This window comes from Anabaena sp. UHCC 0451, assembly GCF_034931405.1.
Classification (GTDB): domain Bacteria; phylum Cyanobacteriota; class Cyanobacteriia; order Cyanobacteriales; family Nostocaceae; genus RDYJ01.
This window is the reverse complement of record NZ_JAYGHA010000002.1, coordinates 26,166-41,660: the sequence shown is the minus strand read 5'-3', so window position 1 is coordinate 41,660 and position 15,495 is coordinate 26,166. Positions and strand designations below refer to the sequence as shown.

22 protein-coding genes are annotated in these 15,495 nt (G+C 41.6%); 5 read left to right on the top strand and 17 right to left on the bottom strand.

Translation table 11 applies throughout. The features are described 5' to 3' along the window. The 15 genes from rplF to rplC form a co-directional block, all read right to left on the bottom strand. Complete coding sequence (gene rplF / locus VB694_RS01685; RefSeq protein ID WP_323358588.1) at nucleotides 1-549, bottom strand: 50S ribosomal protein L6; 549 nt, start codon at nucleotides 547-549, stop codon at nucleotides 1-3. A gap of 128 nt (nucleotides 550-677) precedes the next feature. After that, the gene (gene rpsH, locus VB694_RS01680) at nucleotides 678-1,079 is read right to left on the bottom strand and encodes a 30S ribosomal protein S8 (RefSeq protein WP_323358587.1); all 402 of its coding nucleotides are present in this window, start codon (nucleotides 1,077-1,079) and stop codon (nucleotides 678-680) included. A 20-nt stretch (nucleotides 1,080-1,099) separates the two neighbouring features. Then, nucleotides 1,100-1,648, bottom strand: coding sequence for a 50S ribosomal protein L5 (gene rplE / locus VB694_RS01675; RefSeq protein ID WP_323358586.1), 549 nt, complete (start codon nucleotides 1,646-1,648; stop codon nucleotides 1,100-1,102). 121 nt (nucleotides 1,649-1,769) lie between these two features. Beyond that, on the bottom strand, nucleotides 1,770-2,117 hold the full coding sequence (gene rplX / locus VB694_RS01670; RefSeq protein ID WP_323358585.1) for a 50S ribosomal protein L24: 348 nt from the start codon (nucleotides 2,115-2,117) through the stop codon (nucleotides 1,770-1,772). Continuing rightward, nucleotides 2,117-2,485, bottom strand: a complete 369-nt coding sequence (rplN, locus tag VB694_RS01665) for a 50S ribosomal protein L14 (protein ID WP_323358584.1) — start codon at nucleotides 2,483-2,485, stop codon at nucleotides 2,117-2,119. The genes rplX and rplN overlap by 1 nt, the downstream gene beginning before the upstream one ends. Nucleotides 2,486-2,529: 44 nt before the next feature. Beyond that, nucleotides 2,530-2,781, bottom strand: coding sequence for a 30S ribosomal protein S17 (gene rpsQ, locus VB694_RS01660; RefSeq protein WP_323358583.1), 252 nt, complete (start codon nucleotides 2,779-2,781; stop codon nucleotides 2,530-2,532). Nucleotides 2,782-2,787: 6 nt separating this feature from the next. Next, nucleotides 2,788-3,015, bottom strand: a complete 228-nt coding sequence (gene rpmC, locus VB694_RS01655; RefSeq protein ID WP_323358582.1) for a 50S ribosomal protein L29 — start codon at nucleotides 3,013-3,015, stop codon at nucleotides 2,788-2,790. Between the two features lie 3 nt (nucleotides 3,016-3,018). Next, a complete protein-coding gene (gene rplP, locus VB694_RS01650) occupies nucleotides 3,019-3,444 on the bottom strand; it encodes a 50S ribosomal protein L16 (RefSeq protein WP_323358581.1) in 426 nt (141 codons plus the stop codon). 90 nt (nucleotides 3,445-3,534) lie between these two features. Then, nucleotides 3,535-4,290: a 30S ribosomal protein S3 gene (gene rpsC / locus VB694_RS01645; protein ID WP_323358580.1), complete on the bottom strand. Its 756-nt coding sequence runs from the start codon at nucleotides 4,288-4,290 to the stop codon at nucleotides 3,535-3,537. Between the two features lie 54 nt (nucleotides 4,291-4,344). Next, nucleotides 4,345-4,701, bottom strand: coding sequence for a 50S ribosomal protein L22 (rplV, locus tag VB694_RS01640; protein ID WP_323358579.1), 357 nt, complete (start codon nucleotides 4,699-4,701; stop codon nucleotides 4,345-4,347). A gap of 80 nt (nucleotides 4,702-4,781) precedes the next feature. Then, a complete protein-coding gene (gene rpsS, locus VB694_RS01635; RefSeq protein WP_323358578.1) occupies nucleotides 4,782-5,060 on the bottom strand; it encodes a 30S ribosomal protein S19 in 279 nt (92 codons plus the stop codon). A gap of 110 nt (nucleotides 5,061-5,170) precedes the next feature. Further along, on the bottom strand, nucleotides 5,171-6,034 hold the full coding sequence (gene rplB, locus VB694_RS01630) for a 50S ribosomal protein L2 (RefSeq protein ID WP_323358577.1): 864 nt from the start codon (nucleotides 6,032-6,034) through the stop codon (nucleotides 5,171-5,173). Between the two features lie 120 nt (nucleotides 6,035-6,154). Further along, nucleotides 6,155-6,469 (bottom strand): 50S ribosomal protein L23, encoded by a 315-nt coding sequence (locus tag VB694_RS01625; RefSeq protein ID WP_323358576.1) that lies wholly within the window; start codon nucleotides 6,467-6,469, stop codon nucleotides 6,155-6,157. Beyond that, complete coding sequence (gene rplD, locus VB694_RS01620) at nucleotides 6,462-7,094, bottom strand: 50S ribosomal protein L4 (protein ID WP_323358575.1); 633 nt, start codon at nucleotides 7,092-7,094, stop codon at nucleotides 6,462-6,464. Before rplD ends, VB694_RS01625 begins: the two co-directional genes overlap by 8 nt. Nucleotides 7,095-7,153: 59 nt before the next feature. After that, nucleotides 7,154-7,792: a 50S ribosomal protein L3 gene (gene rplC, locus VB694_RS01615; protein WP_323358574.1), complete on the bottom strand. Its 639-nt coding sequence runs from the start codon at nucleotides 7,790-7,792 to the stop codon at nucleotides 7,154-7,156. Between rplC and VB694_RS01610 the strand changes: the two genes are divergently transcribed. The 4 genes from VB694_RS01610 to VB694_RS01595 all read left to right on the top strand — a co-directional run bounded on the left by VB694_RS01610 (nucleotide 7,758) and on the right by VB694_RS01595 (nucleotide 11,581). Next, nucleotides 7,758-8,123, top strand: a complete 366-nt coding sequence (locus VB694_RS01610) for a hypothetical protein (RefSeq protein ID WP_323358803.1) — start codon at nucleotides 7,758-7,760, stop codon at nucleotides 8,121-8,123. The genes rplC and VB694_RS01610 overlap by 35 nt on opposite strands. A 681-nt stretch (nucleotides 8,124-8,804) precedes the next feature. Continuing rightward, a complete protein-coding gene (locus VB694_RS01605; protein WP_323358573.1) occupies nucleotides 8,805-9,281 on the top strand; it encodes an NAD(P)H-quinone oxidoreductase subunit N in 477 nt (158 codons plus the stop codon). 701 nt (nucleotides 9,282-9,982) lie between these two features. Beyond that, the gene (locus VB694_RS01600) at nucleotides 9,983-10,714 is read left to right on the top strand and encodes a PEP-CTERM sorting domain-containing protein (protein WP_323358572.1); all 732 of its coding nucleotides are present in this window, start codon (nucleotides 9,983-9,985) and stop codon (nucleotides 10,712-10,714) included. A gap of 321 nt (nucleotides 10,715-11,035) precedes the next feature. Beyond that, nucleotides 11,036-11,581 carry a DUF3172 domain-containing protein gene (locus VB694_RS01595; RefSeq protein WP_323358786.1) on the top strand — a complete coding sequence of 182 codons (546 nt, stop codon included), beginning with the start codon at nucleotides 11,036-11,038 and terminating at the stop codon, nucleotides 11,579-11,581. A gap of 75 nt (nucleotides 11,582-11,656) precedes the next feature. Here VB694_RS01595 and VB694_RS01590 read toward each other — a convergent pair whose 3' ends face one another. Then, nucleotides 11,657-12,403 (bottom strand): AMIN domain-containing protein, encoded by a 747-nt coding sequence (locus tag VB694_RS01590; RefSeq protein WP_323358571.1) that lies wholly within the window; start codon nucleotides 12,401-12,403, stop codon nucleotides 11,657-11,659. 40 nt (nucleotides 12,404-12,443) lie between these two features. Continuing rightward, the gene (locus VB694_RS01585) at nucleotides 12,444-12,638 is read right to left on the bottom strand and encodes a hypothetical protein (protein WP_323358570.1); all 195 of its coding nucleotides are present in this window, start codon (nucleotides 12,636-12,638) and stop codon (nucleotides 12,444-12,446) included. Between the two features lie 447 nt (nucleotides 12,639-13,085). Between VB694_RS01585 and VB694_RS01580 the strand changes: the two genes are divergently transcribed. Further along, nucleotides 13,086-15,356: an amylo-alpha-1,6-glucosidase gene (locus VB694_RS01580; RefSeq protein ID WP_323358569.1), complete on the top strand. Its 2,271-nt coding sequence runs from the start codon at nucleotides 13,086-13,088 to the stop codon at nucleotides 15,354-15,356. Nucleotides 15,357-15,495 lie beyond the last annotated feature (139 nt).

Sequence of the window (15,495 nt, the reverse complement as noted above, 5' to 3'; positions counted from 1 at the left end):
TTACTTCTTACCACCCTTACCAGTCTTACCAGCCTTGCGTCTGACCACTTCACCGGCATAGCGAATGCCTTTACCTTTGTATGGTTCTGGTGGACGAACAGCACGAATTTTAGCTGCTGTGTTACCTACAATTTCCTTGTCATAGCCACTAACAACGACGTTAGTGTTGTTTTCTACAGCAAACTGAATCCCCTCTGGTGGCTCAATTTGTACCTGATGGCTATAACCGATATTCAACACTAGGTTACGTCCTTGAACTTGAGCTCGATAACCTACCCCTTGAATTTCCAACCGACGTTGAAAACCTTGGGAAACTCCTTCGACCATATTGGCAACCAATGTGCGGCTTAAACCGTGCATCTGCCTAGAAATACGGGTTTCATCCCGACGTGTCACCAATAATGTTTCCCCTTCTTGGGAAACTAAGACATGAACAGGTAGATTGCGAGAAAGTTCTCCTTTTGGACCTTTCACCACTACCTTTGTGCCATCAATCGCCACTTGTACTTTGGCGGGAACAGTAATTGGACGTTTACCAATACGAGACATGACTTAATTTTGTCCTTTGTCCTTTGTCAGTTGTCATTTGTTAGTTGTCATTTGTCATTTGTCATTTATCAGTTTTAGGTTGAACTGATTATTGACGTTCGCGAATGCGTGCCGGAGGCATTTGACGACTACCAAACGTAGCAAAGCACTTCACCACCCAAGTTCTGACGACGCGCTTCGCGGTCAGTCATAATCCCACTGGATGTAGAAATAATGGCGATACCGATACCGCCTAGTACTCTGGGTAAATCTTTTCTGTTGGAATAAACGCGCAAACCTGGTTTACTTACACGCTTTAAAGCTGTAATTATGGGCTGACGATTTTTACCTTTGTATTTCAGAGAAATCACTAGGTTACGCTTGATCCCTTCTCCAGATTCTGCAAATTCAGCAATAAAGCCTTCTTCTTGTAGTACTTTGGCAATACTACGAGTCATTTTTGTAGCTGGCACTTGTGTATTTTGATGCCTTGCCAGGTTAGCATTGCGGATGCGCGTCAGCATATCTGCAATTGTGTCGTTAGCCGCCATCATTCCCTCTTTAGATGAACTTATTGATCGCGAAAGGGCATTCCCATTTCTTTAAGTAAAGCACGACCCTCTTCGTCGTTTTTCGCTGTGGTAATGATAGAAATATCTAAACCACGGATTTGATCGATGCTGTCATACTCGACTTCTGGAAAAATCAGCTGTTCTCTTACACCCAGAGTATAATTACCCCGTCCGTCAAAGCTTTTGGGGCTAATACCACGAAAGTCACGGATTCTAGGTAGTGATAGGCTAACTAGTCTGTCGAGAAAAGCATACATCCGTTCGCCTCTGAGAGTCACCATGATGCCTACTGGCATACCTTGACGAATTTTGAAGCCAGCTATCGCCTTTTTAGCCCTTGTCACCACTGGCTTTTGACCGGTGATCAGTGCAATTTCGTTTAAAGATGCTTCTAATGCTTTAGCATTTTGAGCAGCTTCTCCCAAACCCCGGTTAATAGTTATTTTGATTACCTTCGGTACTTGATGTACATTGGTATACTGAAACTGTTGGGTTAGTTTAGGGACAATTGTCTCTTGGTATAAATTTTTGAGTCTGGTTGTCGCCATAGTTCTCTGTCCTTATTATCCCTGGGCTTGGTCAGGGAATTTTAGATTTTGGATTTTAGATTTTGGATTTTGGATTAAAAATATCGAAATCTATGGAAATCTAAAATCTCACCTCAAAGGCTTATTTATCTAAAATCTCGCCTGTTTTTTTGAGCATTCTTACTTTCTTGCCTTCGGAGGTGAAAGTATAACAAACGCGACTAGCGACGTTTTGCTTGGTGGAATAAAGCATGACGTTAGAGCTATGAATAGGAAATTCCTGGGTAACTATCTGCCCAGATTCTCCCTCTTGCTGAGGTTTAACGTGCTTGGTCTTGATATTCACACCTTTGACAAGGACTTTACTGAGTTGGGGTAGTGCTTTGATTACTTCACCAACTTTACCTTTATCCTTACCAGCAATCACTTGTACAGTGTCGCCAGTTTTAACGTGCATTTTATGAAAAACTTTCGGTTGTGGCTTTGGCATTACAGTACCTCCGGCGCGAGAGAAACTATTTTAGTAAAGTTTTTATCGCGTAATTCTCGTGCTACAGGTCCAAATACCCGTGTACCTCTAGGATTACCATCTTTGTTGATGATGACTGCGGCGTTATCATCAAAACGAATGCTCATGCCGCTGTCCCTATTGATACTTTTTCTAGTACGAACTATTACAGCCTCCACAACATCAGACTTTTTCACAGCCATGTTGGGTGAGGACTCTTTAACAACAGCGATAATTTTATCGCCCACGCCACCGTAGCGGCGATTACCTGCACCTAATACGCGGATACACATTAGTTTTTTGGCACCGCTATTATCTGCGACATTCAGATAAGATTGGGGTTGAATCACAACTTAGTCTCCCAGATAGAGTTGTTAATTTGATAACAACTATTTTATGTTGTAGCTTTAGCGTTGAGGATTTCTGTAATCTGCCAACGCTTGGTTTTGCTCAGGGGTCGAGTTTCCTGAATACGCACACGATCACCCACTTTGCAGTGATTATCTTCATCGTGAACCTTATAGCGCCGGGTTTGAACTATGATTTTGCCGTACTTGGGGTGAGGAGCGCGGTTTTCCACAGCGACTACCACTGTTTTCTGCATTTTATCACTCACTACCAAGCCAACTCGTTCCTTGACTGCCATAATCTCCTACTTTTCTTCCTGAGTCGATTGACTTGCTGCCCGTTGGCGTTCTCCCTCTACTGTCAGCAGTTGGGCGAGGCGATGGCGAGCGTGTCTGAACTGGTGGGGTTTTTCTAGCTGTCTAGTAGCTTTTTGCAAGCGTAGCTGGAATAGTTGTCTTTTCACAGCGACTATTTCCTCAGACAGCTTTTCGTCACTTAATTCTCTAGCTTCTGAAATCTTGGGAAGAGGCATAACCTACTCCTGCTCCTGTGGTTGAGAGCGCACAATAAACTTGGTCTTAATCGGTAACTTAGTATCAGCCAATCGCATGGCTTCACGGGCTATTTCTTCGGAAACACCAGCGATTTCAAATAAAATCCGGCCTGGCTTCACGACAGCTACCCAAAATTCGGGATTACCCTTACCAGAACCCATCCGGGTTTCTGCGGGACGCATGGTAACAGGTTTATCAGGAAAAATCCGAATCCAGATTTTACCACCCCGGCGAATATAACGTGTCATAGCCCGACGGGAAGCTTCTATTTGCCGGGAAGTAATCCAAGCAGGTTCTTGTGCCTGGAGGGCAAAATCCCCAAAGTTGAGGCTGCTACCACGGGTGGCTAGACCCTCCATACGTCCGCGTTGTTGTTTGCGGAATTTAGTTCTTCTAGGACTTAACATGACTTACTCATTGGTAAATGGTAATCGGTAAATGGTAATTAGTAATTGGTAATTAGTTTTTATTTCCTACTACCTATCACCCATGACCTATCACCCTTCATTGGATCTGTCTTCAAATTGCTGGCGACGGCGTTGTTGTTGACGGCGACGAGGTTCGCGTTCCCTAGTTGTTGGTTGGGCTGAAGTTTCTTCCTGTCCAGGAATAATTTCACCCTTGAATACCCAAACCTTAATGCCCAAAATTCCGTAAACTGTTTGGGCTGTGCAGTAAGAATAGTCAATGTCAGCCCGTAGGGTATGTAGAGGTACTCTCCCTTCACGTGTCCACTCTGTCCGGGCAATTTCTGCACCGTTAAGCCGACCACTAACTTGAACTTTTATTCCTTGCACTCCGGCTCTTTGGGCGCGTTGAATAGCTTGGCGAACCACCCGACGGAAGGAAACACGGCGTTCCAATTGTTGAGCAATGTATTCTGCTATCAAGTAGGCATCAGCATCAACTCGTTGAACTTCAACTACGTTAATGCGAATTTGACGGTTGCTACCCAACATTTCTTGGAGTCCGGTACGAAGTGATTCTATACCTTGTCCACCCCGACCTACTACTACACCTGGTCTAGCTGTCCGTACTTCTAGATCGATTTGGTCAGCTTTGCGCTCAATGCGGATTTCGGAAATACCAGCATTGTTTTGAGCGGCTCTGCCCAATTTTTGCTCTATGTATTTACGGAGTTTGTAGTCTTCTTGTAGCAGTTCAGGATAACGGTCAGGAACTGCAAACCACCGAGATTGATGTTCTTGTGTAATACCCAGACGAAAACCGACTGGATGAATTTTCTGTCCCACAAATGCTTCCTCTAAAATTTCTTACTGTACGCAATTACTTGTGTCTGTTTTTGCTTATTTAGCAGCACCAGCACCGACAGCTACAGTGATATGACACGTCGGTTTGCGAATTTGGTAAGCTCGTCCCTGCGCTCTGGGTTGAAACCGTTTCAGAACTGGACCCTGGTCAGCAAAAGCTTGAGTAATGATTAGTTCTGTCCGATCTAAGCCTGCGTTATGCTCGGCATTAGCGGCTGCACTTCTTAGCACCTTTAATACTGGATCGCAAGCTCGGTAAGGCATGAATTCCAGGATGATGAGTGCTTCACGATATGAGCGCCCCCGGATTTGGTCAAGTACACGACGCACTTTATAGGGAGAAATGCGTATAAACCGAGCGATCGCTTTAACTTCTGTAGTATCAGTTGCCATAATTTTCTCCATTTTGCCAGTTGTCAGTTGCTAGGTGTCAATTGCTTTTTATTAACCACTGACTACTGACTAATGACAGCTTACCTGCCTGATTTTCTATCACTTTTCCCATGACCTCTGTAGGTACGTGTTGGGGCAAATTCACCCAACTTATGTCCTACCATCTGTTCGTTAACAAACACTGGAACGTGCTGTTTTCCATTATGAACAGCTATGGTATGCCCTACCATCATAGGTAAAATTGTCGAGGCTCTTGACCAAGTTTTAATGACTTGCTTTTCGTTTTTAGCGTTCAGCTTTTCCAGCTTACTAAGTAAGTGATCAGCAACGAACGGACCTTTTTTTAGAGAACGACCCATAGTTCAATTTTTGATTTTCAATTTTTGATTGAGAATTTTGAATTTTGGATGATTATTTGGAGACCTACAAGTAGATTCAATCTAAAATCCAAAATTTAAAATCTAAAATTCTAAGATTGACGGCCACCGCGACCACGTTTAGAAGACTTACGACGGCGACGGATAATTAATTTAGTGCTTGCTTTCTTCCGTTTGCGGGTTTTAGCACCTAAAGTTGGTTTACCCCAAGGTGTTACAGGTCCAGATCTACCGATGGGCGCTCTACCTTCACCACCACCATGTGGGTGGTCAACTGGGTTCATAACGCTACCTCTGACCTTGGGACGACGACCCTTCCAGCGATTGCGTCCGGCTTTACCCGCACTCAGGTTTCTCGCGTCAGTGTTGCCTACTTGTCCAATGGTGGCGTAGCATTCACGGCGAATCAGGCGAACTTCACCAGAAGGCAACTTGAGAGTTACATAATTACCTTCTTTAGCCACAACTTGGGCTGTAGCACCAGCAGCACGGACAATTTGACCGCCTTTACCCGGAGTCATTTCCACGTTGTGAACGTTAGTACCCAAAGGAATCTTCCACAAAGGTAAGGCATTACCATCTTCAAAAGGAGCATCAACACCAGCAATAATGCTTGTTCCTACTTTCAAGCCATTAGGGTGTAGAATATAACGCTTTTCGCCATCTTCATATTGAACTAGAGCGATGCGTGCATTCCGGTTAGGATCATATTCAATTGCTGTTACTGTAGCTGCAATATCGCGTTTATCTCTCTTAAAGTCGATAATCCGGTATAGCTGTTTGTGTCCGCCTCCCCGACGACGGCTGGTTATCCGCCCTTGATTGTTCCGACCTTTGGGACGATGTACTGATTCAGTTAATGATTTTTCTGGCTCAGTTTTAGTGATTTCCGCAAAGTCGGAGATGATAACTTGGCGAGTACTGGGGGTATAAGGGCGATAAGAACGAGTACCCATAAGTAATTTTGGATTATTTTCGATTTGGGATTGAGAATTTTATTGATTTCGATTTTTGATTATTTCTAGGTGATTATTTACCAGCCTATTTGAAAATCTAAAATCTAAAATCTAAAATTCTTAAACATCTGGGAACAGAACTTGTCTAATCTTGTCTTCGTCCCCAGATGCGACGGTGACAATAGCTCGCTTATATTGAGGCTTAAAGCCGATAAACTTACCAACGCGGCGCTTTTTACGTGGTGGTAAGGAGGTATTGACTTTGACAACTTTGACTTGAAACAGGTCTTCAATTGCTGCCCTAATTTGTGGCTTGGTTGATTTTGGAGTTACTTCAAAGGTGTATTTGTTTTGCTCCATCATGATTGTCGCCTTTTCGGTCAGAATTGGGCGACGTACCAAGTCAGCAAGATTACGGGGGTCAAACTTAACCACTGTAGACCTCCTGAATTTTTTCTAAAGCTGCGGATGTAACTACAATTTTGTCAGCGTGCAGCAAATCATAAACATTTAACTGGTCAGCGGCAATTAGCTTTAAATTCTCTATGTTGCGGGCTGACAAAAGTACGTTTTCTGAAATTTCGGACAAAATTAACAAGGATTTTTGTTCTGGTGCTGCTCCCCAACGGGCTAATGCTGCTACCATTTCCTTGGTTTTGGGTCGTTGTAGTTCGTTGCTAAATTCTTCTACAACAATCAAATCATCGATGCGACTAACGAATGCTGTCCGCAGTGCTAAACGTCGTTCTTTACGGTTGAGTTTGATGTTAAAGTCTCTGGGTTTTGGTCCAAAGATTACACCACCACCACGCCATAAAGGTGAACGGATAGAACCTGCACGAGCGCGACCTGTACCTTTTTGTCTCCAAGGTTTGCGACCTCCACCTCGTACTTCGGAACGAGTTTTGGTGCTGACTGTACCTTGGCGAGAATTGGTCATTTGCCTAACCAGGGCGCGGTGTACTATGTGCGCCGCTGTTTCTTCTCTGGCAACTCGCAACTCGAAGCTGGTCTGGCCAACTTGGTCTCCTTGCCAATTTTTAACTACACTCTCAACCATCTTTTTGTCCTTTGTCGGTTGCCAGTGGTCAGTTGATGCTGACAGCTAAACAACTAAAACTATTTTCTACCAACTTTATTTGTGGGTACAACATTCACTAATGCACCTGGTTTACCAGGAATAGCTCCCTTAATTAGTATGAGGTTGCGTTCTGCATCTACTCGCACTACTGTCAGTTTGCGAATTGTGACCCGATAACCTCCCAACCGTCCTGCCATCCGTTTGCCGGGATAAACACGACCAGGAGTTGTACCAGCACCAATGGAACCGGGCGCTCTGTGGTTTTTGGAACCATGTGACATGGGACCGCGACCGAAGTTGTTACGCTTCTGGTTGCCTGCAAAACCACGACCGATACTTGTACCGATTACATCTACAATTTGTCCTGCACTAAAAATATCTGCCTTAATTTCTTGTCCTAAAGCATAATCACCAGAGGTATCAGTGCGATACTCATTCAAGTGTCGCAGTGCTGGGGCAGATGATTTTGCTAAATGACCTAGCAGTGGTCTATTTAAAGCCTTGGGTTTAACTTCGCCATAGCCAACTTGGATGGCAGCATAACCGTCGGTCTGCTTTGTTTTAACTTGTGTAACAGTGCATGGCCCGGCTTGAATTACGGTGACAGGAATTGATACTCCTGCATCGTCAAAGATTTGGGTCATGCCCAGCTTGGTGCCGAGAATACCTACAGACACAGTAACTGGTTCTCCTTATCTAGTTGCTGACCTTGGACGCGGACTTATTGGGGAAGTAATTTTGTCAGCGTCGTTACTGGGGGGAATCTCCTCCCAAATTTGGACTGGCGTTAGACAGTGCAAATCCTTTATGACACAACAAACTTTTTCCCTACTGTTTGATGAGTCCGTTTATTTTCATTCACTTTTTGAGCAGGATGGCAATAATTACCTTCCTGATGAAAAAGTGTTACTTTTGGAATCAATCAAGACGTTATTGCTTTGCGCTTTGTGCAGCAATGCTTTCGTCCAAGCGATTGCTCTGGCACTCTCCGGTTGTAGTAGGACTTAAGTGTTTTTTACTTAGTTTCCGTTTCCTGAAATTTACTCTTCAGGATCTACTTCTATATAATACCTGAAACTTGATGTTTGAGGTTTTGCCTTTTTTCAGGGGCTGCGGGAGTGAACATGGGCTGGAGCTTTAATTTGGCTGTGGGTTGATAGCCATTCGCTCCTGATTTTGACCTAAAAGCTTTTTTAGTTTAGCAGTCTCTTGTGCATTTCCACCAGATTATTCTTGAGGAATTTTAAATCATCATGATGATGCTCATGCTGGTGGATAGTGATCACTAAGATAGCTAGTCTGATTTTACTGTTTGGTCACAATCTAATAATATAAATCATTGATTTATTTTTGTCTAGTAGTTTACCAAAAACATGGGTTTGAGGTTCCTCGCCCTTCTAGGGCGACTTTTTGATAGAATAGTACAAACAGGCAGGGCATTGTCTGTTGGGCGAGATAGTGTAAGACGGGCTATACCTGCAACTGTTGTTTGAACCCAGAATCCCCGTACTTTTAGGGCGGGGAGTATGTCAATGCGTTGATTTTGCAAGAGGTGTAAGAAACGTGGGGAATGGGGAAACTCTCCTGCGCTCAATGCCTATATTGCTAAAATTCTGTGCCTTAATCTAACTTAATCTACCATCAAAGGGTGAATAATAGAGATATCTAAGTGGGATAAGACGAAAATCTATGGCACTAATTACCACTGGCAACGGTTTAATCCGGGATTTGGAAAAATTTGGCGCTCTGGGTGTATATGTTCCTTTGGAGGGAGGCTATGAAGGTCGTTATCGTCGTCGATTACGGGCTACTGGCTATATTAACCTTCACATTACTGCCAGGGGTCTAGGAGATGTTGGGGCCTATCTGACTGGAGTTCATGGTGTAAGGCCGCCTCATCTGGGTAAAAAAAGCACTGGTAGTGGTGCAGCGGTGGGTGAAGTATATTATTTGCCACCTATAATCAGTTCTCATCTGGAACAGCTACCACCTAAGTCTAAGGGTCTATTGCTGTGGATTATTGAGGGACATATTCTTTCTGATCAGGAAGTGGAGTATTTGGCGAATTTGCCGAAGCTAGAACCACGAGTAAAAGTGGTAATTGAACGGGGTGGCGATCGCTATTTCCGATGGACTCCGCTAGAAAAAACTCTGTTAGCTAGTTAGCACTGTAGGGGTGGGAAACCCCCCCCTGCAAACGAGATGGTGTCTTTTCTGAGTGAGTGCGACTTTATGAAGTTTATGTGAATTTGTTGTGAACTTCAGGTTACAACTCTGAAAATAAATATATAAATATAAGTTATCGATACTAGCAAATTTTGGCAAAAATATGAATTTTTGTATGGTCAAATGTTTGACATTGTAATATTTGTTAACATCCTCAGCAATCTATAAATAAGTAATTTTTCTGTTCACTAATTTTCTCTATAGTAATATGTGGTGATTTTTTGGAGTTCAGTAAAATTTCTTAAGTGGGGTCTTTGTCAGTGACCCATAAATATTTACGTTGCTTAACAGAATAAAGATCCTGTAAAGTCCGAAAAGATTAGATAAAGGCAGCTAGTATTTATATGTAGATGTACTCTAGATAGATAACATCTTCATCTCAATCTTTGGATATATATCTAAAGATACTTACGTACTGCTAAAAGCCACTGTAATGTCGAATGAAGAGGTTTCATTGTCTTAACTTATTGACAATAGATACAGACTTCTAGAGTTAGACATTCAAGTTATCTATTCTATGATTAGGATACTGAGATAAAAAGTGTCTTTAATGCAGAAAGTCCTTCTCTTTTTAAATTAAGAAGAGCGGACCTTTAAGTAAATTTTTCTCATCCAGACAACTGAGTTAAGGAACAATAAGTATGAAATTACACAAAGCGGCAAAATCTTTGGCAGTGGGAATAACTGCTACTCTGGCTACGGTGGCTATGCTGTCAGCTTCTGCTCAAGCGGCAATTCTAAATGGCAATGTCCTACTTAGTGATCTACTGGCGGGAAATTCTTATCAACTTGGTGACAAACTCTTTGATAATTTTCGGGATTTTTCGACTGTTAACTTCGGTAATGCTACTGGACCTCAGAGCAACCAAATTGCGGTATTCGGAGAAATAGTTGATAGCGCGTATAACCTGGTTTTTCAAAGCCCTTTTTGGACTGTTAGTGAAAATCAGGCAATCGACACAACTTTTAAGTATGATGTCACAGTGCTTGACCCTAAGCAATGGATTACGAAGGTTGATTTAGAACTTGACATTTATGGGGTGAGTCATGTCGGTAATCCGTTTATAACAATTGTTGATACAGTTGATCTCCTTGATCCTGGTACTGGCTCAGTGAATCTACTGGCTACATCAGTTTCGCCGTTTGATTCGGTAATTGAAGATCTAAATCCCCATCAAAAGAAAATATCGGTTGGCAAAGATATTGCTGTAGTGGCTAATGGGGGCTTTGCAAGTATCTCAGTGATCAAACAATCAGTTCACCAAACACGAGTTCCCGAATCTAGTACATTGTTGGGGCTTTTTGCTCTTGCTGGTATAGGCTTAACTGTAACCAGAAAAAGATTAAAGACAACAGTTATCAGTGCCGAATAAACACCGATAACTGTCTTGAAGTTCGATTACTGGGTATTCTGAGGGTGAAGTTTCAGGTATAACCAGGTACATCTCACATTTCATAATCATAACAGAAAAAACTAAAATGTCCTGGGAAAACCCAGGATTTTTTTGCTAATTATTTAAGTATAAACACTTGTTAGATGCTCACTCTTGGCAATTTAATAAAAAAGCGCTGTATTTGCAGAGGATATTTAAGCGATCGCATAATGTCTGCAACCAGTGAACGAATACTATACTGAAGTAGGAAGAGAACAAACGACTCCCTCCTCAAGTTGGCGCAAAGGTGATCAAACAAAAATGAGACGTAAATCAACTGGTAGATCAGCTACTAATACTACTTCTAAACCCTCTGTGTTGCAGTCCCCTCTATTTAATTTCACCACCATTGCAATTTTGGGAGGGGTGCTGATTTTGGGTATTGGGATTGGTATTGCTTTTAGTTCTACAAGCACATTGAGTCCATCAAATGTGGCTTCCCGTGAATTTATTGATACTAAAGCACCAAACCCGGAAATTTGTGTGCAGTATGGAGCTAGTGCGATGGTGATGGATGCTAGATTGTTTGTAACTCTTAACCCTTTTAATGTCTATGTAGCCCAGCCAAATATACGTCCTGGATGTGTAATCCGACAAAATAACTGGGCAATATTAGAAAATAAAAAACTTGTCACTTCAGATCAGGTAAGAGAATGTAAAAACCGCCTGAATACTTTTGGTTTTACTGGCGATTTAAACAGTGAAAAGCCAGATATTAGGTGTATATATCAGAATGAATCTGCTCAAAATTTCTTCTTATCTCAACCAGGCGCAGTGGCACCAAATCAGGAAACAGAAAGATTCTAAAAACTTAATAATTCAGAAGTCAGGAGTCACGAGAAAAATAAATATTTCCTATTTCCTATTTTGACTTTTGACTTTTTATTTATGAATGGGTAATGGTTGACCAAATTCAATTATGGGAGTGTTGAAAATTGGATCTGTATAGTTTTGGGAATTAGGAAGGTTGGGTAAAGAATTAGGGATGGTAATGGTATTGGAATTCTCTGAAGATTTTGGAGAATTAGTTGGGAGAATAATTAAGTTAGATAGTTGAGCAGGGTCTTGAGAATTAGGAGGTGGTACAATTACAAAAGGTTGTTGACTCAGGGGTAAATTGCTGGCTGGTGGTGGAAGAGTCATCAAAGAGGATGGGGAAGGCTGATTGATTAAAGACGTGTGATTAGGGGAGATAATGGGGCGTATTACCCAGCGAGTGGGATTTTTTGAAGAAATGGGTTGGAGTTTTACTTGGTTGACATCAATAAAATTTCCTGGTTTTAAATCAATAACAATACGCGTAATATTAGGGCTAAATTGAGAAACGCGAATTTTATGGATTGTTCCAGAGTAATTTTTTTGTGTATTAACATTGCCTAATTGGGTATTAGGTAAATCTACAACTAATCGTGGGGGTTGATCAAGATAGAAATATTCAGGTTTTATAGCTGCGGAAAGAGTAATTTCTAGTTGTTGCGTTTTGGGGTTAAACTCCCATTTTTTTAGTGCTGCGGCTGGTGCAGCAAGACTAATTCCAGTATTTAGGGTAATTGGTAAATATAAGCTAAATAGGCTCACCCTAAAAATAGTTGAGGAGAAAAAGTCATTGGTGATGATTTGATTTTTCATGTTTTAATGAGTTTCTGATTTGGGGTAAAGCTGTAAATTCTCAAGTTGTGGTATTGTTGTTGGTTTTGATTTTTACGGGAATATCATTTTGGTTCAGTTGGAATATCCCAAGCTGAGAAATGCGGTCACGGATATATTCAAAAAAGCTGATACCCAACTTACGAATAGTAGCCACAAGAGACATAAAAGTATCCCAAGCCTGAGTAACTTTGAGGGTCTGAGTGGCATAACTCATATTACGCGCTCACTAGTCCTACCGAATATACTTCTGTTTTCTCACTTTTAAAACCAGTGTGGTTTTGTTTTTAATCAGCAAGTTTGATAAATAGCCTGCTAACATGGAAATGTTACCCCTACTTATTGAGCCAATACCTAAAAAAGACCTTGGTAAGTTTGGGTACGGCTGACCCTTGACAAAACTCAAAATTTTTTTAACTAAACATTAACTAAACATATTTATGAGTATTTTCCAGTTCTAGTATCTCTCAATGCTCATCAACGCATAAATCACTTAAAAATCACCAGTTTTCAGCCTTGACTTCAGATTCAAAAGGTATAGATTTATAGAGATTTGGTAATTGGAAAAGAAGGGAACAGGTAACAGGGAATAGGTAACGATTTTTCTCACCAATCCCCAATTCCCAATCCCCAATCCCCAGTCCTGTATAGGGAAATTTGGCTCATGACACCGGATACGTTGATAACCCCAGATAAAATCGTCCTCGATGGAAAAACTTTTATTCCCGCAGAACAAGTACCTATTCCAGAATGGCCTTGTGTTGTCAGTGAAAGACCACAGCCAACTTTGACGGTTAAAGATGATGATTTGTTTTTGGTGACAGATACGATAGGGAACATTTCTAGTTGTTCTCTTGAGGATGGTAATCCCAGCATGGGGTTGTTTTGTGCTGATACCCGGTTTTTGAGTCGTTTAGAATTGCAGATTAATGGGCGATCGCCTGTTTTATTGAGTAGCACTGCTGATAAAGGGTTTGCGCTCTCTGTCTTATGTACTAACCCGAAAATTGACAATCACCTCAAGGCTGATACTATTGGTATTCGTCGGGAATTGGTACTCAATGGCGCACTATTTGAAGAAATAGAAGTTTCTAACTACAGCACCTCCAGCATCACTTTTGAACTCAGTCTCAGCTTTGATGCGGATTTTGTGGATTTATTTGAAGTCCGGGGTCATAACCGCAAACAACGGGGTAAATTGTTACGGTTAGTAGAGCCAAAACAGTTAGCAAAAATAGTTGATGGTGTCGCACTCCTAGAAACACACAGGGAAGAATCCCTGATACTGGCTTATCAAGGTTTAGATGGTGCGGTGATGGAATCCCGAATACAATTCCAACATCAACAACCAGATTATTTCCAAGGTTACACTGCTGTTTGGCAGTTAGAGTTAGCTTCTCACGAAACTAAAAAACTGGGTTATCGGTTGCAGAAGTTAACCAATAATCAGCCCAGTTCTGGTGTGAATGCTGCTACAACTTTGGCACAAGCAAAAGCTTCTGAATTGATGGAAGAGCAAAATTGGGTACAACAAATTACCCGCATTAGCTCGGATAAAAGTCTTTTCAATCGAGTGATTGAAAGGGCTGAAGGCGATATGTATTTGTTACGCCAATCTTTTGGCAAGCAGAAAACTGTTTCCGCCGGTGTTCCTTGGTTTTCCACTTTGTTTGGACGGGATTCTATTATTACCGCTTCCCAAACTTTGATGTTAAATCCGCAAATTGCTAAAGAAACTTTGATGCTGTTAGCAACATATCAAGGTAAAAAAGAAGATAATTGGCGGGAAGAAGAACCAGGGAAGATTTTACATGAGTTACGAATGGGAGAATTAGCACGTTGTCAAGAAATTCCCCATACACCTTATTACGGAACAGTGGATGCGACTCCTTTATGGTTGATGCTGTATGCTGATTACTATGCTTGGACTAATGATCAAGAAACTCTAGAAGCACTTTGGCAAAATGCTATAGCTGCAATGGATTGGATTGATATTAATCTTCAAGAAACTGGCTATCTCAGCTATGCTCGTAAATCAAAAGGTGGTTTGGTTAACCAAGGTTGGAAAGACTCTGGTGATTGTATTGTTAACAGGAAAGGGGAATTAGCTCAAGGTTCAATTTCTCTTTGTGAGGTGCAAGCTTATGTCTATGCTGCGAAAATCAAATTAGCAGAAATTGCGAAGATGAAAAAGCGCCTGGATTTAGCAGAACGTTGGCAAGACGAAGCTAGAAATCTCCGAGTTAGATTTAATAAAGATTTTTGGATTGAAGATCAAGATTTTTGTGCTTTGGCTTTAGATGGGGAAGGAAATCAAGTAGATAGTATTACTTCTAATCCTGGGCATTGTTTATCTTTGGGGATTTTTACCCCAGAAAAAGCCTATAGTGTGGCGGAAAGATTGGGAGCGCCTGATATGTTTAATGGTTGGGGAATTAGAACTTTAAGTAGTTTGTCTCCGGCTTATAATCCCATGGGTTATCACATTGGTTCTGTTTGGCCGCATGATAATTCTCTGATTGCAATGGGATTGCGATCGCTCGGTTTAATTGATCAAGCTTTGGAGTTATTTCAAGGTTTGTTTAATATGACTTCCCAGCAATCTTATCAACGTCCACCAGAACTATTTTGTGGTTATGAACTGAATGGGGATAATACTCCTGTACAATATCCTGTTGCTTGTACACCGCAAGCTTGGGCTACAGGTAGCATCTTTCAATTATTGCAAATGATGGTGAATTTAGTTCCAGACGCACAGAATAATTGTTTACGAATTATTGATCCGGCTTTGCCAGAATCAATTAATCGTTTATCATTGCATAATTTGCGTGTTGGTGCGACGATTCTTGATTTAGAATTTGAGCGAGTTGGTAGCACTACCGCTTGTCGAGTTGCGAAAAAACGGGGTAATTTGCGAGTGGTAATTGAAGCTTAAATTTTGTTTATAGATCCCCGACTTCTTGAAGAAGTCGGGGATCTGGGGATTAGAATAATTGAACGCAGATAAACGCAGATAAACGCAGATTTTATGAAAAACATCCTGTAAATCCTTTAATCCTGGATATCCTGATTCT